This is a genomic window from Lelliottia sp. WB101 (genome assembly GCF_003051885.1).
GTDB lineage: Bacteria > Pseudomonadota > Gammaproteobacteria > Enterobacterales > Enterobacteriaceae > Enterobacter > Enterobacter nimipressuralis.
This window is the reverse complement of sequence record NZ_CP028520.1, coordinates 2,125,431-2,141,910: the sequence shown is the minus strand read 5'-3', so window position 1 is coordinate 2,141,910 and position 16,480 is coordinate 2,125,431. Positions and strand designations below refer to the sequence as shown.

The window sequence follows — 16,480 nt, the reverse complement described above, 5'->3', positions numbered from 1 at the left end:
CCCTGCCCCTTACCCGATCAGGTTTTCCGTGGCTTCCGCTTCCAGATACGGAACCCCGTTGATATTTACGAATTTCGGACTGGTCACGAAATATTTGATTTTATGCGTGGACACGCCGCCACCCTTCGGATCGATATCCAGCAGATTGCTCAGTTGTAGCTTGCAGCCGAACGTTTCCACCTTGACCTCTTCACTGCCCGCTTTGGCATAGAAAAGGAAATCCACTGGCTCAATACCGCGCCACGAACCCGCCGAACGCGCCTTTGCAGTCAGTACGCCCAGCACTTTGGAACTGACTTCAATCTCACCCTCTGCGGACACATCACCATCAACATGACCATCCGGCACACCGCGAGTCTGCGCAGCGGCGCTGTTGTCCGTGATATCGAGCGAAATTTTTTCAATGTGGATCAAATCGCCGTCAACGTAAGAATCAAACGACATCCCCGAAATACGCTTACTCATGCGGTGGCCTCCAGGCTGGCATCAAGTAACAGGCTGATCGTGATTTGGAGCGGCACTTCCCACGTGCGCACCACAATGTAAATTTCCACGGCCTTTTTGTTCTTCCAGACTATGGTCACATCGCCATCCTGCGGCGGCTTCACTTCCCCAGGGAATGACACGCCGTTAATGCTGGCCGCCGTGGACATTTCACGCAGTGGACGTGCAAACAGCGTCTGGTGTGCGGCAATGCTGCCCGGCGTGCTGTTCAGCGAACGATCCGCAATTTTGCCAATGGCCAGCAGACGGACGCGGCGGGCCGCTTTGTCAGCCACGCGCAGCGTTTCAATAGACTGATAATCACCGCCTTCCACATCCAGCGTGCGGCCGTCAGACCAGTAAAAGCCGTCATAATCCGGATACCACATCGGCACACTGAATCGCTGCATTTCCAGCGCCTGAAGCGTGGCCAGTTCCAGCACAGCACCCGTACCATCCAGCGGCAGTTCATCACTGCCCAGGCTAATGAGTGCCCCGGTTTTCACCCGCGCGGGACTGTCCGCAACGGTCACGGCGCGACTGCACAGCCGCCCGGCCAGCACACCCGGGTCATTTCCCCAGAGACGGGGAACCAACTGCACCGCTTTCTCCGCAATGCCTTCCTGAAGCGTGGACAGGCGAGTGAGATAGTCAGCCTGCGCCTCTTCATCCTGCATTCCCTGCGTGGCCAGAATGAACCACACCCAGCGGCCATAATTGGCGATAAGTTCTGCGCGTAGCGTGATGGCCTGGTTAATTTCCGCTTTCGTTGAAATGTCATCACTCAGCACCACACCTTCAACCGAGCACGACACCTGCGCGGCCTTGACGGCTTGCGCCCACGCACCCGGCTCGCTGTCAGCAGCCAGCACGTGAACAAATCCCCACCAGTTCTGGCCAGCGTTCGCCATTGCCGCCAGCACATCACTTTTCAGCTGGCTGTCATCCTCACCAAGCAGCGCATCAAAATCGCTCTGGGTGTTAATGGCCAGTGTCTTTCCTGCGTTTTTGGTTCCCGTTCCGATAAACAGCACCGAGCGTTCCACCTCATTGGTTTCCCCCAGTAGCTGGTTTACCTGGTTCACGGTCACATTTGGCCAGGTCATGTTCTCCCCCTGATATCCTGCGCATTTACATCCCAGCCAAAGCCAATGGCCTGAAGCTGGCGTGCCAGCGCCTTGTTAAAGTCTTCATCACCCATTCCCAGAAATGCACGGGAGGGGAGATCGATAGTCCAGCTTGTTTTCACGGCCTTACCACTTAACTTGCGAATAAGTAAACCTGCCTGTCCGTAGGGCATTTCACTGGTAATTTCCCGGATAGTGGGTTTTTTCCAGCGCTTACCCCGGCGCACCCGGTAGCCCAGGGCACGCAGTTTTTTGCCCTGCGCGGCGGTGGCCATCTTCCCTGGCTGCGCTTTGCCCGGCTGGCTGGCGCGACTCACGCGCACCCGCATTCCGGCTTGCTGTGAGTACCCCACCGTGCCAGCAGGTACAGGGGTTTCACCGTTCCGGTAGCCACCACCCTGCAAATAGATCCGCACGGCCTGAATCTCCGGCATTTCCCGCACATGCAGCAGTTTCGGCATGTTGCGCAGCATCTTCCCTTTGCGCTTCGTTTTACGCCCTGCCCAGGCTCCGCCGTCCGGGTCTTCCTGATTGCGCACGTTGCGTTTAGCGGCGGCGATCACGCCATATTTCGCCATGCGCCACAGCAGCCGCTGGCGCTTTTTGGGCGGCAACTCCATGCTGGCCAGCGCTTCCTTCAGCTCTGCCAGCTGGCGTTTGTTAAGCTCGCCCCCGGCAATCACGGCACTTCACCCACGGGCGCACCCGATTCATCCACGCCGTAAATGGTGGCGGTCAGCGCCGTCCAGATTTCTGGCTCAACCAGCGACCAGCGTTTGCCCTGCCAGGGGATTAGCCCTTTTTCGTCCTCACGGATCACCAGCTCCTCCGCCATTGGCACTGTCAGCACGATATCGGCAGTTTCTTCATCGGCCACCGACACATCCCACTGCGGATCGGCTTCAGTGATACCGATATCATCCAGCAGTTCCCTGTCTGCCTCATCCAGCCAGGCGGCCATCAGGGACATCAGCAGCTGCGGCGGACACAGGCGATACGGGAAACGCTCCCAGCTCAGTACCGCGTCATAACGGATCACCGCCTGGCGGTATTGCCCCATGCCAATATCTTTTGCAGCCGGTACGAACTCCATTTCATCCAGCACGCTGCTAAAGGACTGCATCGCGCGGGCGGGTACGTTGTCTGTAAAAAACGCCGTCAGGTTTTGAAGCTGCGTCTGGCTCATACTTTTTTCACCGTTGCCCTTTTCAGTCCTTTCATGCGGCGGATAACCACAGAGGCTTCAGTCAGCAAACCTGCACGGGTTTCCGTGCTTTCCTGCCCAGGGTGAGAATCACGCCGCCCCACGGTGGCAAACTCCCCCATCAGATCGGCCTTTGCTCTGGCAAATACGGCTTTGATGTACTGCGCACACAGAGCATTTAGCTGCCCCATTCGCGCCCCCGGCGCATCCGCTGCGCTCAGAACTCCCTTCGCCTTCCAGCTGGCTTCCACCGTTTCTAGCTCCGCATTGACTTCCGCCACCGCAGCAAGAACGGCCTGGGCTACCGTGTCCGCGTCAACGTCTGCCGGGATAGCCCGCTGCGCCTGAAAATCTTTCAGATTCAGATCAGGCCAGAATCCTTCGTTTTCCAGCGGTGCATCCTGGTAATCAATTGGCTTTCCGCTAAACATGGCTCCCCCGAATAAATAGGCGGGCTGTCCGGTTTCCACGGCGCAGCGTCACGTCGTGTTGCTGCCCTCCACCGCGCCCGCCTGGCCTGCGGTAGTCTTTAAGGCTGAACGGGTGTCAGCTCGTTTTCATCAAACCAGGAATCCACGGCGCGGCCATCAGCGGCCAGATAGTGGATCAGGTACTGATTGCGGCAGTTGGTGTATTCAGCGCGGGCTTTAACATGCCCCGCTTCACCGCTGATAGTGACTTTCACCTGCTGCCCCAGCGCGTGTTTAAACTTGATGACTGTTCCCATCTTTAGATTCCTTTTCGAGGCGTCGAATACGAGCGGCAATGGTCTGGCGCTGTGTCTTGACGCTGATTTTTAAATAATGCTTTTCAGCAGTGGCCAGCAATTCATCGGCTTTTTTCAGCGTGTCGATATCGTCAACGCTTGCCGCTGTTTTCTGCCCGTCATCGCCGCGTAACAATTCCAGCCCGGCGAACTTGAACCACTTCGCAGTCACCTGCTCATGCAGCCGCCATTTGGTTGTTACGTTCTCAAACGTGCGGGAGAAATACGGCTCAATGCTTTCCCCGCGCCCCGCAGACTCCTCCGCCCAGGCCAGCATCGTATCGGCCACGAACGTTGGGAAATTGCTGCGCAGTCGCTCTGGCGTGGCCTGTTGCTGCTCGATAGCGATATCAGCCCAGTCGAGCGCCTTATCGAGATCGTCCACATCAAACAGCCAGATCACGCACCAGGCCAGAACCGGATTCGCGAACACCTGGCCGCTGGCCAGATACGCTTCCACAGTCGGAACCCATTTCGGCAGCAGCACGTTACGCTTATGCTCAACGCGATCAGCAATCAGCGGGAGGCTTCGCAGCTGCTCCACATCCGTTTCCAGCGCCTTAATCAGCAGGTGCATACTTTCCGTAGTTCCAACGGCCAGGCTCTGCTTCAGCTTCTGTTCCATGGCAATGCGCTGGCTGTGACGTTGCGCGGGAGAAAGTGACATTGATTAGCCCTCCCCAGGCTCTGCGACTTTGCCGATGGTCACGGCATCTTCATCAATCGCCGCATACAGTTCCGGCACTTCAACCGCATAGCCTTCGTTACGCAGATAGCTGTTCTCAAACTGCTTGCGATCATCTTCAAAGCGGGCTTTACGCTGACGCGTATTGCGCTGGGTGTAGATGTGCAGGTTAGAAAGCGGTGTCACCACCATGCGTTTGCCCGGCATAAACGGCGGGATAATCGCCTGACGGCCAGCAATGGTGTTACCCAGCATCTGAGCCGCAATCTTTTCAGTCGGGCGGTCAGCAGCCTGGAAAAGGCGGTACTGTTCAGCAGCAACCAGGTCAGCGCCTACCAGCACCACCAGGCGCGGGTCATTGCGGAACTGTGCCGGGATTTTGGCGTTAATCAGATCAGAGGCCATCGCATCCAGTGATTTGTAATCACCCGCTTCATCCAGCACCACCGGATCGGTCATGATTTGATTGCCATCCAACAGCGTTTTCATGCGCTCATGCCAACCAATGTTCACATCTTCGCCGTTTGGATTGGCATCTGGATCAGTGGTTTTGGCGCGGGATTTACCGTTAAAGCCAACACGCAGCATATCCATGGCAAACGCTTGGGTGCTGAAGGTCTGCACCAGGTTATAAAACTCGTTTTCTTCTTTCCCGGCGTTCGCCCAGACGGAGAGTAGATCCCAGCGCAGTGCCGCACAGCTGTCTGTTTCAACGAGTGAATAGTCATTGCCGTCAACGCCAACCTGGCGCACGAAACGGCCTTTCTCACTGCGCCCGGTATGAAGTGCGGATGCGCCGACAGAAATCACCTGGCCGCTCAACTGGTCAACGTCCAGCGTAGTAATCCAGTTCAGGAACTCGACGGACTCCAGCAACGCCAGACGTAAAGCATTTTCCTGCGGATCATTCAGGGCAAAATAACGGCCTGGATTTTGCGTACCAAACTGCTGCGCCATCCCCGCCGAATATTTATCCAGTAATTCCCGCGCACGGTTATTCAGTAACATAAGACTCCCTCGCAATTAAGCGATATTAAAATTGCAGTGCTTAGTCGCGTTGCGTTAATTACAGATATTTAAACTGACCGGATTTAGCTGGAAGCTGACGCTGTTTGCGTTGGCCCCCTTTACCACCCAGATCGTTAAATCGGGTAACAATTTCTTTGGCATTATCACGAATAGCGGCAAATTCTTCCGTATCGACCACTTCAGTAATAGTGTCAACATCGTCCTGCACGGTACTAAGCTGGGTTTCAATTGCCCCTACGCGCGCTTCCAGATCGTTCAGTGCGCTGGCCAGCGCCTGTAATTTATCGTCATCCGCTGGCGGGTTATCCTGCGGGTCTTGCTCTTCAAACTTCGGTTTCAAACCAAAATATTTTTGCCAGCCTTTCATATTTTCTTCCTGTGTAATTTTACCGTTACGGGAAATCACACAACTGTAATATCCCTGTTTGTTTAATTTGCGCCGACTAAAGCGCAGCCGTGTAGTTCCTACGCTTGCCGGGTTGTCAGTAACGGCCAGCCCTTTCAGATAGGTTTGCTCCCCTCCGCGCCAGTTCAGTTCTGGCTCTACGGAGAAATAAAGCAACTGACCTTCATCATTGGCGTAAATCAGACGCTTATTAGGACACAGGCTGACAAACAGCCGCGCCAGTCCGTCTTCACCGTCCTGCCACATCGCTTCAAGCACTTCGCCAAAATTCCCGGCATAGCGCTCATGTTCTGGCCAGAGTAGTGCGGCATAATGTTTAGCGTCATAGGTTTCCCCCATGTCGATAATCCATTGCCGTTCCAGGATTCGCCCGTCAACCGTATCGCCTTCGGTAGCAACACACAGCCAGCCAGTTTTTAAATGCGACACATATTTCCCCCTCTGTCGATTAACTGTTTCCCTTGCTGTGGATTTGATTATTGCTAATTAAACGCACCCCCGCATTACGCTTTATTCTGTTCAGTTCGGTTATAAGCCATTGCCGAACTAACACGAATTAACCCCGCCGTTTTTTCATCAGCAGCACGGCATAATTAAATCTATGGCTAAATACTCAGACGAATTAAAAGGCGTTGTTCGCGCACTTTACCTGCGCCGCTATACGCCAAAAGAAATTGCATCAGAATTAAATCTGCCGAATGCGCGGATCGTTTACTACTGGGCTGAAAAATACAAATGGGCTGATTTACTCAGTTTTGAAAGCACAGAGGAAGCGATTGAACGCCGCTACCAGCTGTTGGCCGGGCGTGACAATAAATCGGATGTGGATTTAAAAGAAATGGATTTGCTGATTGCACACGCCACGAAACTGCGTGCGCAAAGCAATAAGCATAAAGAGAAACTGGCCAGCAGCCAGGGGGAACGGCAGGCAGCTGCGCGAGGGGATAACGAGGATGAACCCCGCACCAAACGTAAGTACAAGAAAAACGATATCTCGTCACTGACTCAGGAAGATTTTGACTCCTGGGCAGAAGAGACACTTTTCGGGTATCAAAAACATCTTCGCCTGAACATCAGCCAGCAGGTCAGAAACATTCTCAAAAGCCGTCAGATCGGTGCGACCTGGTACTTTGCATTTGAGGCGTTTGAAAACGCCGTCATGACGGGCGATCCGCAAATCTTCCTGTCAGCGTCGAAAGCACAGGCTGAAGTGTTCCGATCTTACATCGTCAACATTGCAGAGCTGTATTTCGGTATCGTGCTGACAGGGAACCCGATCCGCTTAAGCAACGGCGCAGAGCTGCGTTTCCTCTCCACCAACAAGAACACCGCGCAGTCATACAGTGGCCATCTCTACTGTGACGAATATTTCTGGGTTCCCAACTTCGCCAGACTGAACGAAGTGGCCAGTGCGATGGCCACACACGACAAATGGCGTACCACGTACTTTTCCACGCCTTCAGCCAAAACCCACCAGGCATACCCGTTCTGGACAGGTGAAGAATGGAAACAGGGCAATAAGAAACGAACCGGCATTAAATTTCCTGGCTTTGACGAAATGCGCGACGGTGGCCGAATTTGCCCGGATGGCCAGTGGCGCTATGTCATCACAATGGAGGATGCCATTGCGGGCGGCTTTAACAGAGCCAGCATTGAGAAACTGCGTAACCGCTACAACACCGCCACATTCAACATGCTCTATATGTGCGTGTTCGTGGACAGTAAAGATTCTGTGTTCAGCTTTTCCGACCTGGAAGCGTGCGGCGTGGAGGTGGACACCTGGCAGGATCACAATCCAGACGCTAAACGGCCATTTGGAGACAGGCCTGTGTGGGGAGGGTTTGACCCGGCACGCAGCGGTGATTTGTCGTGTTTTGTGATAGTCGCGCCGCCGATGTTCGCCGTGGAGAAATTCCGCGTGCTGAAGGTGATTTACTGGAAAGGCATGAACTTCCGCTACCAGGCAAAGCAGATCAAACAGCTGTTTGACCAGTACAACTTCACTTATCTGGGCGTGGATGTCACCGGGATCGGCCAGGGGGTGTTTGACAACATCCAGCACTTTGCCATGCGCGTAGTCGTCCCTATTCGTTACGACATGAACACCAAAAACCAGCTGGTACTGAAAGCCGCCGATGTGGTGGAAAGCCAGCGCATAGAGTGGGACAAAAATCTGAAAGAGATCCCCGCCAGTTTTATGTCAGTACGGCGCACCACGACACAGAGCGGTAACGCCATGACCTTTGTTGCAGACCGCAGCCAGGACACTGGCCACGCAGAGGCGTTTTGGGCGATTACGCACGCCCTGCATAACGAACCCCTCAACTACGAAAACAAACCACAATCCCGCTGGGGTGTAAGGAAACAGGCAGCATGAGCAAAAAGAAACGCTTCGTTAAACGTGAACAACGCGGCGATAAATCAAAAAAGATGAGCATCATCAGTTTCGGCAAACCAGAGCCGGTACTGACAACCGGAACCGATTACCGGGAAATCTGGTACGACAACGCCGCCGATCACTACACCCAACCGATTGACCGTCTGGCGCTGGCGCAGCTTATCAACCTGAACGGCCAGCACGGCGGGATTATCCACGCTCGTAAAAACATGGTGACGGCGGATTACCTGGGCGGCGGCCTGACGTATGACGAGCTGGAGGCAACGGTGTTTGATTACCTGACGTTCGGGGATATTGCTGTGGCCAAAATTCGTAATGGCTGGGGTGATGTGATCGGGCTTCAGCCGCTGCCGGGGTTGTACCTTCGCCGCCGAAAAGAGCGGGAAAACGCAGAGACAGTGCCAGGCGACTACGTAGTTTTACAGGAAGGTGAACCGCTGGCCTTTCCGCCTGAAGATATCATTTTCATCAAAATGTATGACCCCCAACAGCACATTTATGGTCTGCCGGACTATATCGGCGGTGTTCACTCCGCGCTGCTGAACAGTGAGGCGGTTATTTTCCGCCGTCGCTACTACCACAACGGCGCTCACACGGGCGGGATTCTTTACACCCGCGACCCCAGCATGACGGATGAAATGGAAGAAGAGATTGAACAGCAGCTGCGTGACAGCAAAGGGATCGGCAACTTCTCCACCATCCTGGTAAACATTCCGGGCGGGGACGGTGACGCGATCAAGTTTATTGAGATGGGGGATATTTCTGCCAAAGATGAATTTGCCAGCGTGAAGAACATCAGCGCCCAGGACATTCTGAACGCGCACCGCTTTCCTGCCGGGCTGGCGGGTATCGTTCCGCAGAACACTGCCGGACTGGGCGACCCGGAGAAGGTTGAACGCACCTACAAAAAGAATGAAGTTCTGCCGATTCAGCGCCGCCTGGCAATGGCCATCAAATCCGATCCGGAAGTTCCGGCACATCTGCATTTGAATTTTGCTGTGGAAACAACAGAGAAGGGTGCAGCATGAGGCAAAAAAGGCTAAAATCCAGGCATTATTTAACAGCCGGAGAGCGGAATATGAGAGTCCTGAAGATTGAATGCCCGGAGTGCGGCTCAAAGGCGGTTATTCGTAAAACGAACCGAAAACATCGCCAGATTGCAGATATTTACTGCGCCTGTGCTGATGTGGAGTGTGGGCACACCTTTGTTATGAATTTGACGTTTTCCCACACTCTTAGCCCCAGCGCTAAAACGGGTGACGCTTTAGTGCAAACCTTGCTCCAGAATCTGTCACCCGGTCAGAAACAAATGGCTCTGGATTTACTGAAAGCTGCACCCGCTGCCTGAAACGCCCCCTGACTGGGGGTATTTTTTTTCATATTCATCCAGCTTTCTTCCCAGCTCCGCTGTCATTTCACCTAACCAGGCAAGCGCAACATCTTTTTCATCTTCAGAGCAATCTGCGGTTGCCATAAGTTTTGCAACCAAAGCGATCCGTTGAAAGGCAACGGTCTCGACAAATAAATCCTGCACAGCATCCTCCCACGCAAACAACTGTATAGATACACAGTATACATAAAAGCACGATTTGTGAAATGATAATTCACGTGAATAGAAATTTACGTATTACATATCACGCACTTACAGACCCTCATTGCCAGCCTGGCCATTGTTCATCTTCTGGCTTACTCCTTTTTTCCTGCAATCGCCCTTCTCTATAAATCAGGGCTGAATGTCCAAACCTCAGTCCACCGCCACGCTTCAGAATATCTAATTCTTCATCTGTTCCGGCAAATCCTCTCTGGTTCAGTTCCAGTTTTAACCGCCTCCGGTTTCCACCCTCCGTACAGTTATTGACAGAACTCCAAGGGTATTTAAGGTCAAAGGAAAAACCCGCCTCCGCTGGCGCTTCGGCCAACTTCGCAACCTTCTGCCATTTCACCAGACGGGTACAAATTTCCGAGTCTGGGATTAAAGGCGAATAGATACCCTGTATGCGCTGAACATCTTCTGCGTACTCATTACCCTGCTCTGTGATTTCATAGGCCAGACGAACAACCAGATCACGACGCGCAACCAGTGCGCCGCCCTGCAACTGTGTATAGGCAGCCCAGTCCCCCACATCTGCCGCCGCCAGTACCGCATCCATTCTGCGATCAGTAAGACGCTGATCACCCAGGCGGCGGAGTTCGCGCCAGACGGTTACAGGCGCACCGCCAATCTGTTGGAACTGACGAATACGCCAGCGGGAAGCCCATGCGGTCACAGATTTGGCCATTTCACGCAGGTTTTCCCCGGTTTCGTCATCCTGTTCGCCATCCAAAGAAAAACCGTCGATATTTTTGGAAATGTATTTGGCGATGTAACCCGTAGCCGACCCCTTAGCGGGATCGATAGGCTCAACGTGAAAACGCGCCTTAAGCGCGTTGGGTGTCTGCAACTCTTCAGAGTCGGCAAGGCGGGCGTGATAGCAAAGAATATCGCGCACAGCTTCCACATGTTCCGGGCGCATAAACAGCAGCATGTGCCAGTGCGGTGTACCATCGTGGTGGGGTTCCACTACACGGAAACCAAAAACATGAATCCCGGCGCGTGAGATTGCCGCGCGGACTTTCGCCCAGACGTTGCATAGATAGCGCTGCGTGTCCTGTGGGCTGGCACCGTTCCACTGAGAAACAAAACCTCCCTTACTGTGTACTGCGTGATAACGCGATGGCGCAGTGATAGTGTAGAACTCTCCCGCCAGCCCCTCTTCATTTGCTAAATCTTCAAACCCACGCATACGCACCATCAGTTCACAGCGACGGATCGCCGGGTTAGCAACACTGCGGTGCACCATGCTGTCCAGTGCAATACGGTTGCCTTCATCGTTCATCAGATCAAACTTTTTGAAGAACTCCAGATTGCGCTTTTTCTGTTCAACCCATTCCCCCAGGGTTTTACGGGAAACATACGCGCTGGCTGACTTCTGCACCTGGCCAACGGCGATGGCCAGATGTTCACGTTGCAGATCACGGGCACGTTTCAGACGTTGATACCACCACTCTGGTGCCATCATTCGCAAAATGCCGGACTCTGCTTTACGGGTTTCCAGTTGGCCTTCGTTTGCCTCATGCTCTGCCCAGTAAGGCGGCTGATTGTTCAGCATGAGAGAGAGTGAACACATGGCGCGGTAAGCCTCCAGCGTGCGCTGGTGCATTTCCCTTTCGTCTTTTGGTTTGCCTTTCAACTGGTCGGTGAAGTCATAAAACATTTGAGCCATCCAGCCAGACACCTGGCCAGACAGCTTTTTGAGTTCGGTGCGGTCAAGCGACGGTAAACGTTGCAATAACTTACCAAAGGAGAGATCGCTTACATCAGCGGCCAGTTGGTAACGCGCGGCCACTTTCCGCAGACGTGGCAATACATTCCCGCCGATGGTTTTACGCAGGAATGTATTGGCACGGCGGCGGCCATCACGGCCAGCCAGTAGCTTTTCGTAACGGTTGCCGAAATACCCGCCCAGCCAGTCTGGTATCTCATGAAGGTATTGTGAGCGCCATTCGTAATCCTGCGGATTAACCGCCCACAAACGGCGCTCTGTAATCGTCGCATCAGCTGGGGTTCCCGGCGCAAAGGTATCACGCCGCCAGGTATTGACGGCGTGATGCTGGCCATTAGCAACGAGCGTCATGCGCAAGCCTTTGCAATGGAATCCAACGGGGATTTCAGGATTAGTTCTGCGGCAGATTTCTGGCTTGCAGCTGCGGCACCAACACTGCGGGGCGCTTTGACTTTCACCACTTCAAATCCGGCGTACAGGTAATGCACCATTTCCAGATCGCTGTTTGACGCAACAACACTCACGCCCTTTTCAGCGAGGCGGCGCAGCTTTCTGGCCAGCCGCCCCTGATCAAGATGTGAAAAGCCGTTTTCCGTGTATGAGGTGAAATTTCCTGATTCCGTCAGGTATGGCGGATCGCAATAGACCACATCCCCAGCACGAACCAAGGCCAACGTTTCGGAGTAATGCGCGGTGATAAACGTCGCGCGCTTCGCCTTTTCAGCAAATGCGCGGACTTCATCAAGCGGGAAATAGTTTTTCTTGTACTTCCCGAACGGAACATTGAACTGGCCACGGCGGTTGTAACGGCAAAGCCCGTTAAAGCCGTGGCGGTTCAGGTACATGAAACGGGCAGCGGCTTCAACGCTTTCAGCGCCGAAAGCTTTTCCTGACAGATTGAAAGCATCCCGGATGGCATAGTAGTAAACAGCGCGACTTTCCTGATCGCCCACTGCCCCGGCAGAAAACAGGATCTCCAGTTCATTCAGAAATGCGTCTGTGTGGTATGCCATCGCCTTATACAGATTGACTAAATCCGGGTTCAGGTCAGCAATCAGGTATTCGTCATAGTCCGTATTCATCATGACGGCGCATGAGCCAGCAAATGGCTCAACCAGTCTCTTGCCTTCCGGAAAGTGGTGACGTAGCTGCGGCATCAGGCGGACTTTGCTGCCCACCCATTTAAGAGGGGATTTTACTGCCATGCCGCACCGCCTTTGCTGCAAATTGCCAAAGCCTCTTCACGAATTAGCTCAACGATTTCAGCGGCGCTCAGACCTTCATTTGCAGCATACGTGGCCAGCTTATCCAGACGGGTTGAACACAAATCAGCGGATGCCGCCTTGCCCTCTTGCGTAGCTTTCGCCAGCATCGCCAGCAGGTCAGTGCCAGCTTTTGTGGCGGGCAGATCAGAACGTGTCATTTGCATTTTGGTTTCCTTAAGGCAAAAGAATCCCCGGCCACCGCAGGGATGGCAAAAAAATTCAGGCGGTGAATTAGTGGAAAGAGACTGTAACGGGCGCGGCTGAGTAGCTCGGCGCGGGTATCTGGTGCAGCTCGTAGGTATTGCGCCACCACTCCTGGATCAGCGCTTTGACTTCCCCGGCACCCAATGACCCGGCGATGTAGTACATGGAACGAATGCCAGCCAGTGCTTCAACCTGCTGGTACCGGCTTTCCGCTTCACGATAGACACAGCACCAGTACGCAACATTCACGGCCAGCCAGTGGCGTTTGTTTGTCATATGCTCAGTGTCGTTAAAGAAAAACGGATGTAAGGCCACACGGCCATTTTTAACGGTACTTTTCTCCATAAAGAGAATGGCGTAATTGTGTGGAACACCCCACGCAGCCAGCTCCTGTCCCAGTTCTTTGGCGTTTACAGAGATAATGGACATTAATGATTCTCCTGCTGTTGCATCTTATGAACGATATGAGGCGCGATAATCATCTGCACTCCATTACTGCTGTGGATCGGATTCGCCTTTTTCACCTGGCTGTTAGCGCTGCGCTTTGAAAAATCGCTGTCGCTCAGACTCCCGAACCCTTCAAACGTCAGACGCGCCCTGGATATGCCCTGGCGCAGCTGAATCATTGCCCGATAGTCCAGGCGTTCGAATAACTCTGACCAGTAGCATTTGCATAGATGGGCTTTGAAAACGTCCATCCCGGAAGCAACTGCGGCCGCATGTAAAACAACCCCGCGCCATTCTGGTGTTAACTTGTCCCACCATTCGGCGGCTTCACTTTTCTCACTCCAGTATTTACGGCGGATATTCCCCAGCCACTTAAGGCCAATTTCCTGCTGCTTTTCGCTAATGGCCATAACGCCCCCTGACAATCCCGAACAAACGAAACCACCACGAACGACGAGACGAACGGGTATTAAATTTGTATTGGTGGCCTGGGTTCCAGCGCTGGCCGTTTGGCAGTTCAATCCAGCCAGTTGAGCCGCTGGCCAGTTGCACGGCCGGAGACTCTTTTTTCAGGTAAGTAACGAACGCTTTCATGGTTATCCCTCACATCATGCTGCTGGCGCTGGTAGTTACTATATCGACGGCAGCAGCAAGAACCGGCGCGGACTGGAGGCGGCTTTCTACGGTGTAAGCCAGAACGGAAAGGGAACGGATAGCATCACGGGCACGATCAAGAATTTGTGTGCGGCGCGCGGCGGTCATGTGCTCAGTTGAAACAGCTTCCCCAGCAATCGCGCCCACATTTGCAGTGGCGCTCAGTGCACAAAATTGCATATTTGCTTCAGTAGCGTTATTGACCGGAACGGATGGTAAACAGTTAATCTGCCCCAACATCCCATCCAGTAAACGGGCATCTTCCGTGTAATCAGTGATAGCCAGCAACTCGTCACAGGTCAGGCGGTGCGGCTGAACAGGGTTCAACTTATTGCGCAGAATTTGCGGACGAATACCAACAGCAGCGGCCACATCTTCAAGGTTGTGTGCCAACGCAAACGCTCGGCAAGCTGCATCAAAGTGAGCATGTTTAGAAGTCTGATAATCAAACATTGTTTCAACCTCACGCCATATACAAAATGAACATTGAAATTCGCTCAAAATGAGAGTTAGTTGTCTGCATTCCAGGCGTGCCAATCTACAAAGACGTGTTCCTTTGGTCGGATTTTTGGTTTGATTTTCAGTTTCCCGGAATGAACCCAGTATCGCGCCGTGCGTAATTTGATGCCTACTCGGTCGCAAAAAGCCGCAATTGGCACCCAGCGGCTTTCTGTATAGGTTGCGGAGGTAGTTTTCATAAGGCAAAATCTCACTTTGAAGTACCCACCATTTGCAGATGGTGGCAATGGTTAACAAAAAACGACATTTAATCACAGCAACGAACTACAAACGAGCACCGCAAATGCTATGTGTGCGTTTGTAGTTTGTCAACCATTAAGAACTACAAAGATGCAAAACTACAATATCAAGACAGGTGCCAGAGAAGCTGTAGCCCGTATCTGCGAGGTTTACGGGTTCACCTCCCGCCTTCAGCTAGCTCAGTATCTTGAAATGTCACCGAGTGCCTTAGGCACGAGGATAATGCGAGACAATTTTCCAGCAGACCTCGTTTTAAGATGTGCTTTAGAAACAGGGGCTTCTATCTACTGGCTTACAACCGGAGAGGGGGCTACATTCGACCATTTGGCTAGCGATACAGTTAGAATTCCAGCGTATAAAATTATCAGCAACGAATTATCGCGCCAGCCCTCGTACATCTTCGACAAGGTACTTTTACCGAACTACACAGGCGAACTACAAATAGTTATTGATGACAAAATAACCTACTTTGTAGATTCCGGAACCCATCAAGTTAGTGATGGTAAGTATCTGATCGAATATTCAGGTACTAAGAGCATTAAGGAATTGACTCTTTTACCAGGCAATAAACTGCGTATTGATTGGGGTAAATATCCCGTGGACTGTGACGTGACCGACGTTACATTGCTGGGTAAAGTTGTTGCCATATACTTGGTTAACGAATAATGGCAGTACGGAAAATTGACAGTGGGGAATGGCTATGTGATGTGCGCCCAAACGGTGTACAAGGCAAACGCATCAGGAAAAAGTTCGCCACTAAGGGTGAAGCACTAGCATATGAAAAATATATAGCTTCTGAACTTGAGGAAAAACCTTGGCTGGGCGAGAAACAGGACAATAGAAGATTAGCTGATCTTATAGAGCAGTGGCATGATTTATATGGCCGTACCCTCACCGACACTGAACGTATGATGTCAAAGCTCAAGGCCATTTGCGCTGGTATGGGTAACCCAATAGCCGCAAACATAACTGCGGCTGATTTCAGTGAATATCGAGAAGGCCGATTAAAAGGAGTGATTCCGGATATAAATGGAAGATGTATGCCGATCAGACCTCAGACTGTTAATCATGAGCAACGCAATCTTTCTGCCGTTTTCGGTACTTTAAAAAAGCTTGGGCACTGGGCACTACCTAATCCTCTATCAGGCATTCCTACATTTAAAGTTAATGAGAAAATGGTCTCATTTCTCTACCCTAATGAGATTTTAGAACTGTTGAATCTTTTAGCAGAATCAAGTAGCTCAAGTGTATTGTTAGTAGCAAAAATTTGCCTAGCGACTGGCGCAAGATGGAGCGAAGCTGAAGGTTTGGAAGGTTCACAAATTACGCCTTATAGGATTACTTATCGGAATACCAAAAATAAGAAGGTTAGATCCATCCCTATATCAAAAGAACTATATGATTCGATTCCAAAAAAACGTGGTAAATTATTCACACCATGTCGAAAGACATTTGAACGAATTGTAGATAAATCAAACATAGAGTTACCTGAAGGTCAGTGTACACATATTTTACGCCATACTTTTGCAAGTCATTTTATGATGAATGGTGGCAATATATTAGTATTAAAAGAAATACTCGGTCACTCAGATATAAAAATGACAATGGTTTATGCTCATTTTGCTCCAACACATTTGGAAGATGCAGTAGCGAAAAACCCACTCGCAAATCTGGATAATAGTAATTCAAATAAAACACTTTCTGTCCAATCAAATTTAATCTAACTCAAT

Annotated in this window: 22 protein-coding genes; 5 read left to right on the top strand and 17 right to left on the bottom strand. The window is 52.1% G+C overall.

What is annotated here, in order from left to right:
* Window positions 1-9: 9 nt before the first annotated feature.
* The 9 genes from DAI21_RS10250 to DAI21_RS10210 form a co-directional block, all read right to left on the bottom strand.
* Window positions 10-465, bottom strand: coding sequence for a phage protein (locus DAI21_RS10250; RefSeq protein WP_107703029.1), 456 nt, complete (start codon window positions 463-465; stop codon window positions 10-12).
* Entirely contained in the window at window positions 462-1,589 is a 1,128-nt protein-coding gene (locus DAI21_RS10245; RefSeq protein WP_107703028.1) for a DUF2586 domain-containing protein, read from the bottom strand. The genes DAI21_RS10250 and DAI21_RS10245 overlap by 4 nt, the downstream gene beginning before the upstream one ends.
* Window positions 1,586-2,293, bottom strand: coding sequence for a hypothetical protein (locus tag DAI21_RS10240; protein WP_107703027.1), 708 nt, complete (start codon window positions 2,291-2,293; stop codon window positions 1,586-1,588). Before DAI21_RS10240 ends, DAI21_RS10245 begins: the two co-directional genes overlap by 4 nt.
* Window positions 2,290-2,796 (bottom strand): phage tail protein, encoded by a 507-nt coding sequence (locus tag DAI21_RS10235; protein WP_107703026.1) that lies wholly within the window; start codon window positions 2,794-2,796, stop codon window positions 2,290-2,292. The genes DAI21_RS10240 and DAI21_RS10235 overlap by 4 nt, the downstream gene beginning before the upstream one ends.
* On the bottom strand, window positions 2,793-3,245 hold the full coding sequence (locus tag DAI21_RS10230) for a head completion/stabilization protein (RefSeq protein WP_107703025.1): 453 nt from the start codon (window positions 3,243-3,245) through the stop codon (window positions 2,793-2,795). Before DAI21_RS10230 ends, DAI21_RS10235 begins: the two co-directional genes overlap by 4 nt.
* 98 nt (window positions 3,246-3,343) lie before the next feature.
* On the bottom strand, window positions 3,344-3,541 hold the full coding sequence (locus DAI21_RS10225) for a hypothetical protein (protein WP_107703024.1): 198 nt from the start codon (window positions 3,539-3,541) through the stop codon (window positions 3,344-3,346).
* Window positions 3,519-4,247: a phage terminase small subunit gene (gene gpM / locus DAI21_RS10220; RefSeq protein ID WP_107703023.1), complete on the bottom strand. Its 729-nt coding sequence runs from the start codon at window positions 4,245-4,247 to the stop codon at window positions 3,519-3,521. Before gpM ends, DAI21_RS10225 begins: the two co-directional genes overlap by 23 nt.
* A gap of 3 nt (window positions 4,248-4,250) precedes the next feature.
* Window positions 4,251-5,273, bottom strand: a complete 1,023-nt coding sequence (locus DAI21_RS10215) for a phage major capsid protein, P2 family (RefSeq protein WP_107703022.1) — start codon at window positions 5,271-5,273, stop codon at window positions 4,251-4,253.
* Between the two features lie 58 nt (window positions 5,274-5,331).
* Entirely contained in the window at window positions 5,332-6,129 is a 798-nt protein-coding gene (locus DAI21_RS10210; RefSeq protein WP_107703021.1) for a GPO family capsid scaffolding protein, read from the bottom strand.
* A 172-nt stretch (window positions 6,130-6,301) separates the two neighbouring features.
* On the opposite strand from DAI21_RS10210, the gene DAI21_RS10205 reads away from it, so the two are divergent.
* Genes DAI21_RS10205 through DAI21_RS10195 form a run of 3 tightly spaced genes read left to right on the top strand, consistent with a single transcriptional unit; the run spans window position 6,302 to window position 9,446 of the window.
* Complete coding sequence (locus DAI21_RS10205) at window positions 6,302-8,077, top strand: terminase large subunit domain-containing protein (protein WP_107703020.1); 1,776 nt, start codon at window positions 6,302-6,304, stop codon at window positions 8,075-8,077.
* Window positions 8,074-9,126: a phage portal protein gene (locus tag DAI21_RS10200; RefSeq protein ID WP_107703019.1), complete on the top strand. Its 1,053-nt coding sequence runs from the start codon at window positions 8,074-8,076 to the stop codon at window positions 9,124-9,126. Before DAI21_RS10205 ends, DAI21_RS10200 begins: the two co-directional genes overlap by 4 nt.
* A complete protein-coding gene (locus tag DAI21_RS10195) occupies window positions 9,123-9,446 on the top strand; it encodes an ogr/Delta-like zinc finger family protein (protein ID WP_107703018.1) in 324 nt (107 codons plus the stop codon). The genes DAI21_RS10200 and DAI21_RS10195 overlap by 4 nt, the downstream gene beginning before the upstream one ends.
* Here DAI21_RS10195 and DAI21_RS10190 read toward each other — a convergent pair.
* From DAI21_RS10190 to DAI21_RS10155, 8 genes are all read right to left on the bottom strand, one after another.
* Window positions 9,420-9,632, bottom strand: coding sequence for a hypothetical protein (locus DAI21_RS10190; RefSeq protein ID WP_107703017.1), 213 nt, complete (start codon window positions 9,630-9,632; stop codon window positions 9,420-9,422). The two genes, DAI21_RS10195 and DAI21_RS10190, sit on opposite strands and share 27 nt — an antisense overlap.
* 118 nt (window positions 9,633-9,750) lie before the next feature.
* Window positions 9,751-11,772: a replication endonuclease gene (locus DAI21_RS10185; RefSeq protein ID WP_107703016.1), complete on the bottom strand. Its 2,022-nt coding sequence runs from the start codon at window positions 11,770-11,772 to the stop codon at window positions 9,751-9,753.
* On the bottom strand, window positions 11,769-12,626 hold the full coding sequence (locus tag DAI21_RS10180) for a Dam family site-specific DNA-(adenine-N6)-methyltransferase (RefSeq protein ID WP_107703015.1): 858 nt from the start codon (window positions 12,624-12,626) through the stop codon (window positions 11,769-11,771). The genes DAI21_RS10185 and DAI21_RS10180 overlap by 4 nt, the downstream gene beginning before the upstream one ends.
* On the bottom strand, window positions 12,617-12,850 hold the full coding sequence (locus DAI21_RS10175) for a DUF2732 family protein (RefSeq protein ID WP_107703014.1): 234 nt from the start codon (window positions 12,848-12,850) through the stop codon (window positions 12,617-12,619). The genes DAI21_RS10180 and DAI21_RS10175 overlap by 10 nt, the downstream gene beginning before the upstream one ends.
* 67 nt (window positions 12,851-12,917) lie before the next feature.
* Complete coding sequence (locus DAI21_RS10170; protein ID WP_107703013.1) at window positions 12,918-13,319, bottom strand: hypothetical protein; 402 nt, start codon at window positions 13,317-13,319, stop codon at window positions 12,918-12,920.
* The gene (locus DAI21_RS10165) at window positions 13,319-13,747 is read right to left on the bottom strand and encodes a hypothetical protein (RefSeq protein ID WP_107703012.1); all 429 of its coding nucleotides are present in this window, start codon (window positions 13,745-13,747) and stop codon (window positions 13,319-13,321) included. The genes DAI21_RS10170 and DAI21_RS10165 overlap by 1 nt, the downstream gene beginning before the upstream one ends.
* The gene (locus tag DAI21_RS10160) at window positions 13,737-13,931 is read right to left on the bottom strand and encodes a phage filamentation protein Fil family protein (RefSeq protein WP_107703011.1); all 195 of its coding nucleotides are present in this window, start codon (window positions 13,929-13,931) and stop codon (window positions 13,737-13,739) included. The genes DAI21_RS10165 and DAI21_RS10160 overlap by 11 nt, the downstream gene beginning before the upstream one ends.
* 9 nt (window positions 13,932-13,940) lie before the next feature.
* Window positions 13,941-14,444: a phage regulatory CII family protein gene (locus tag DAI21_RS10155; RefSeq protein ID WP_107703010.1), complete on the bottom strand. Its 504-nt coding sequence runs from the start codon at window positions 14,442-14,444 to the stop codon at window positions 13,941-13,943.
* A gap of 396 nt (window positions 14,445-14,840) precedes the next feature.
* Here DAI21_RS10155 and DAI21_RS10145 point away from each other — a divergent pair, with 396 nt between their 5' ends.
* A complete protein-coding gene (locus tag DAI21_RS10145; protein WP_234419526.1) occupies window positions 14,841-15,416 on the top strand; it encodes a phage repressor protein CI in 576 nt (191 codons plus the stop codon).
* Complete coding sequence (locus DAI21_RS10140; RefSeq protein WP_107703007.1) at window positions 15,416-16,474, top strand: tyrosine-type recombinase/integrase; 1,059 nt, start codon at window positions 15,416-15,418, stop codon at window positions 16,472-16,474. The genes DAI21_RS10145 and DAI21_RS10140 overlap by 1 nt, the downstream gene beginning before the upstream one ends.
* Window positions 16,475-16,480 lie beyond the last annotated feature (6 nt).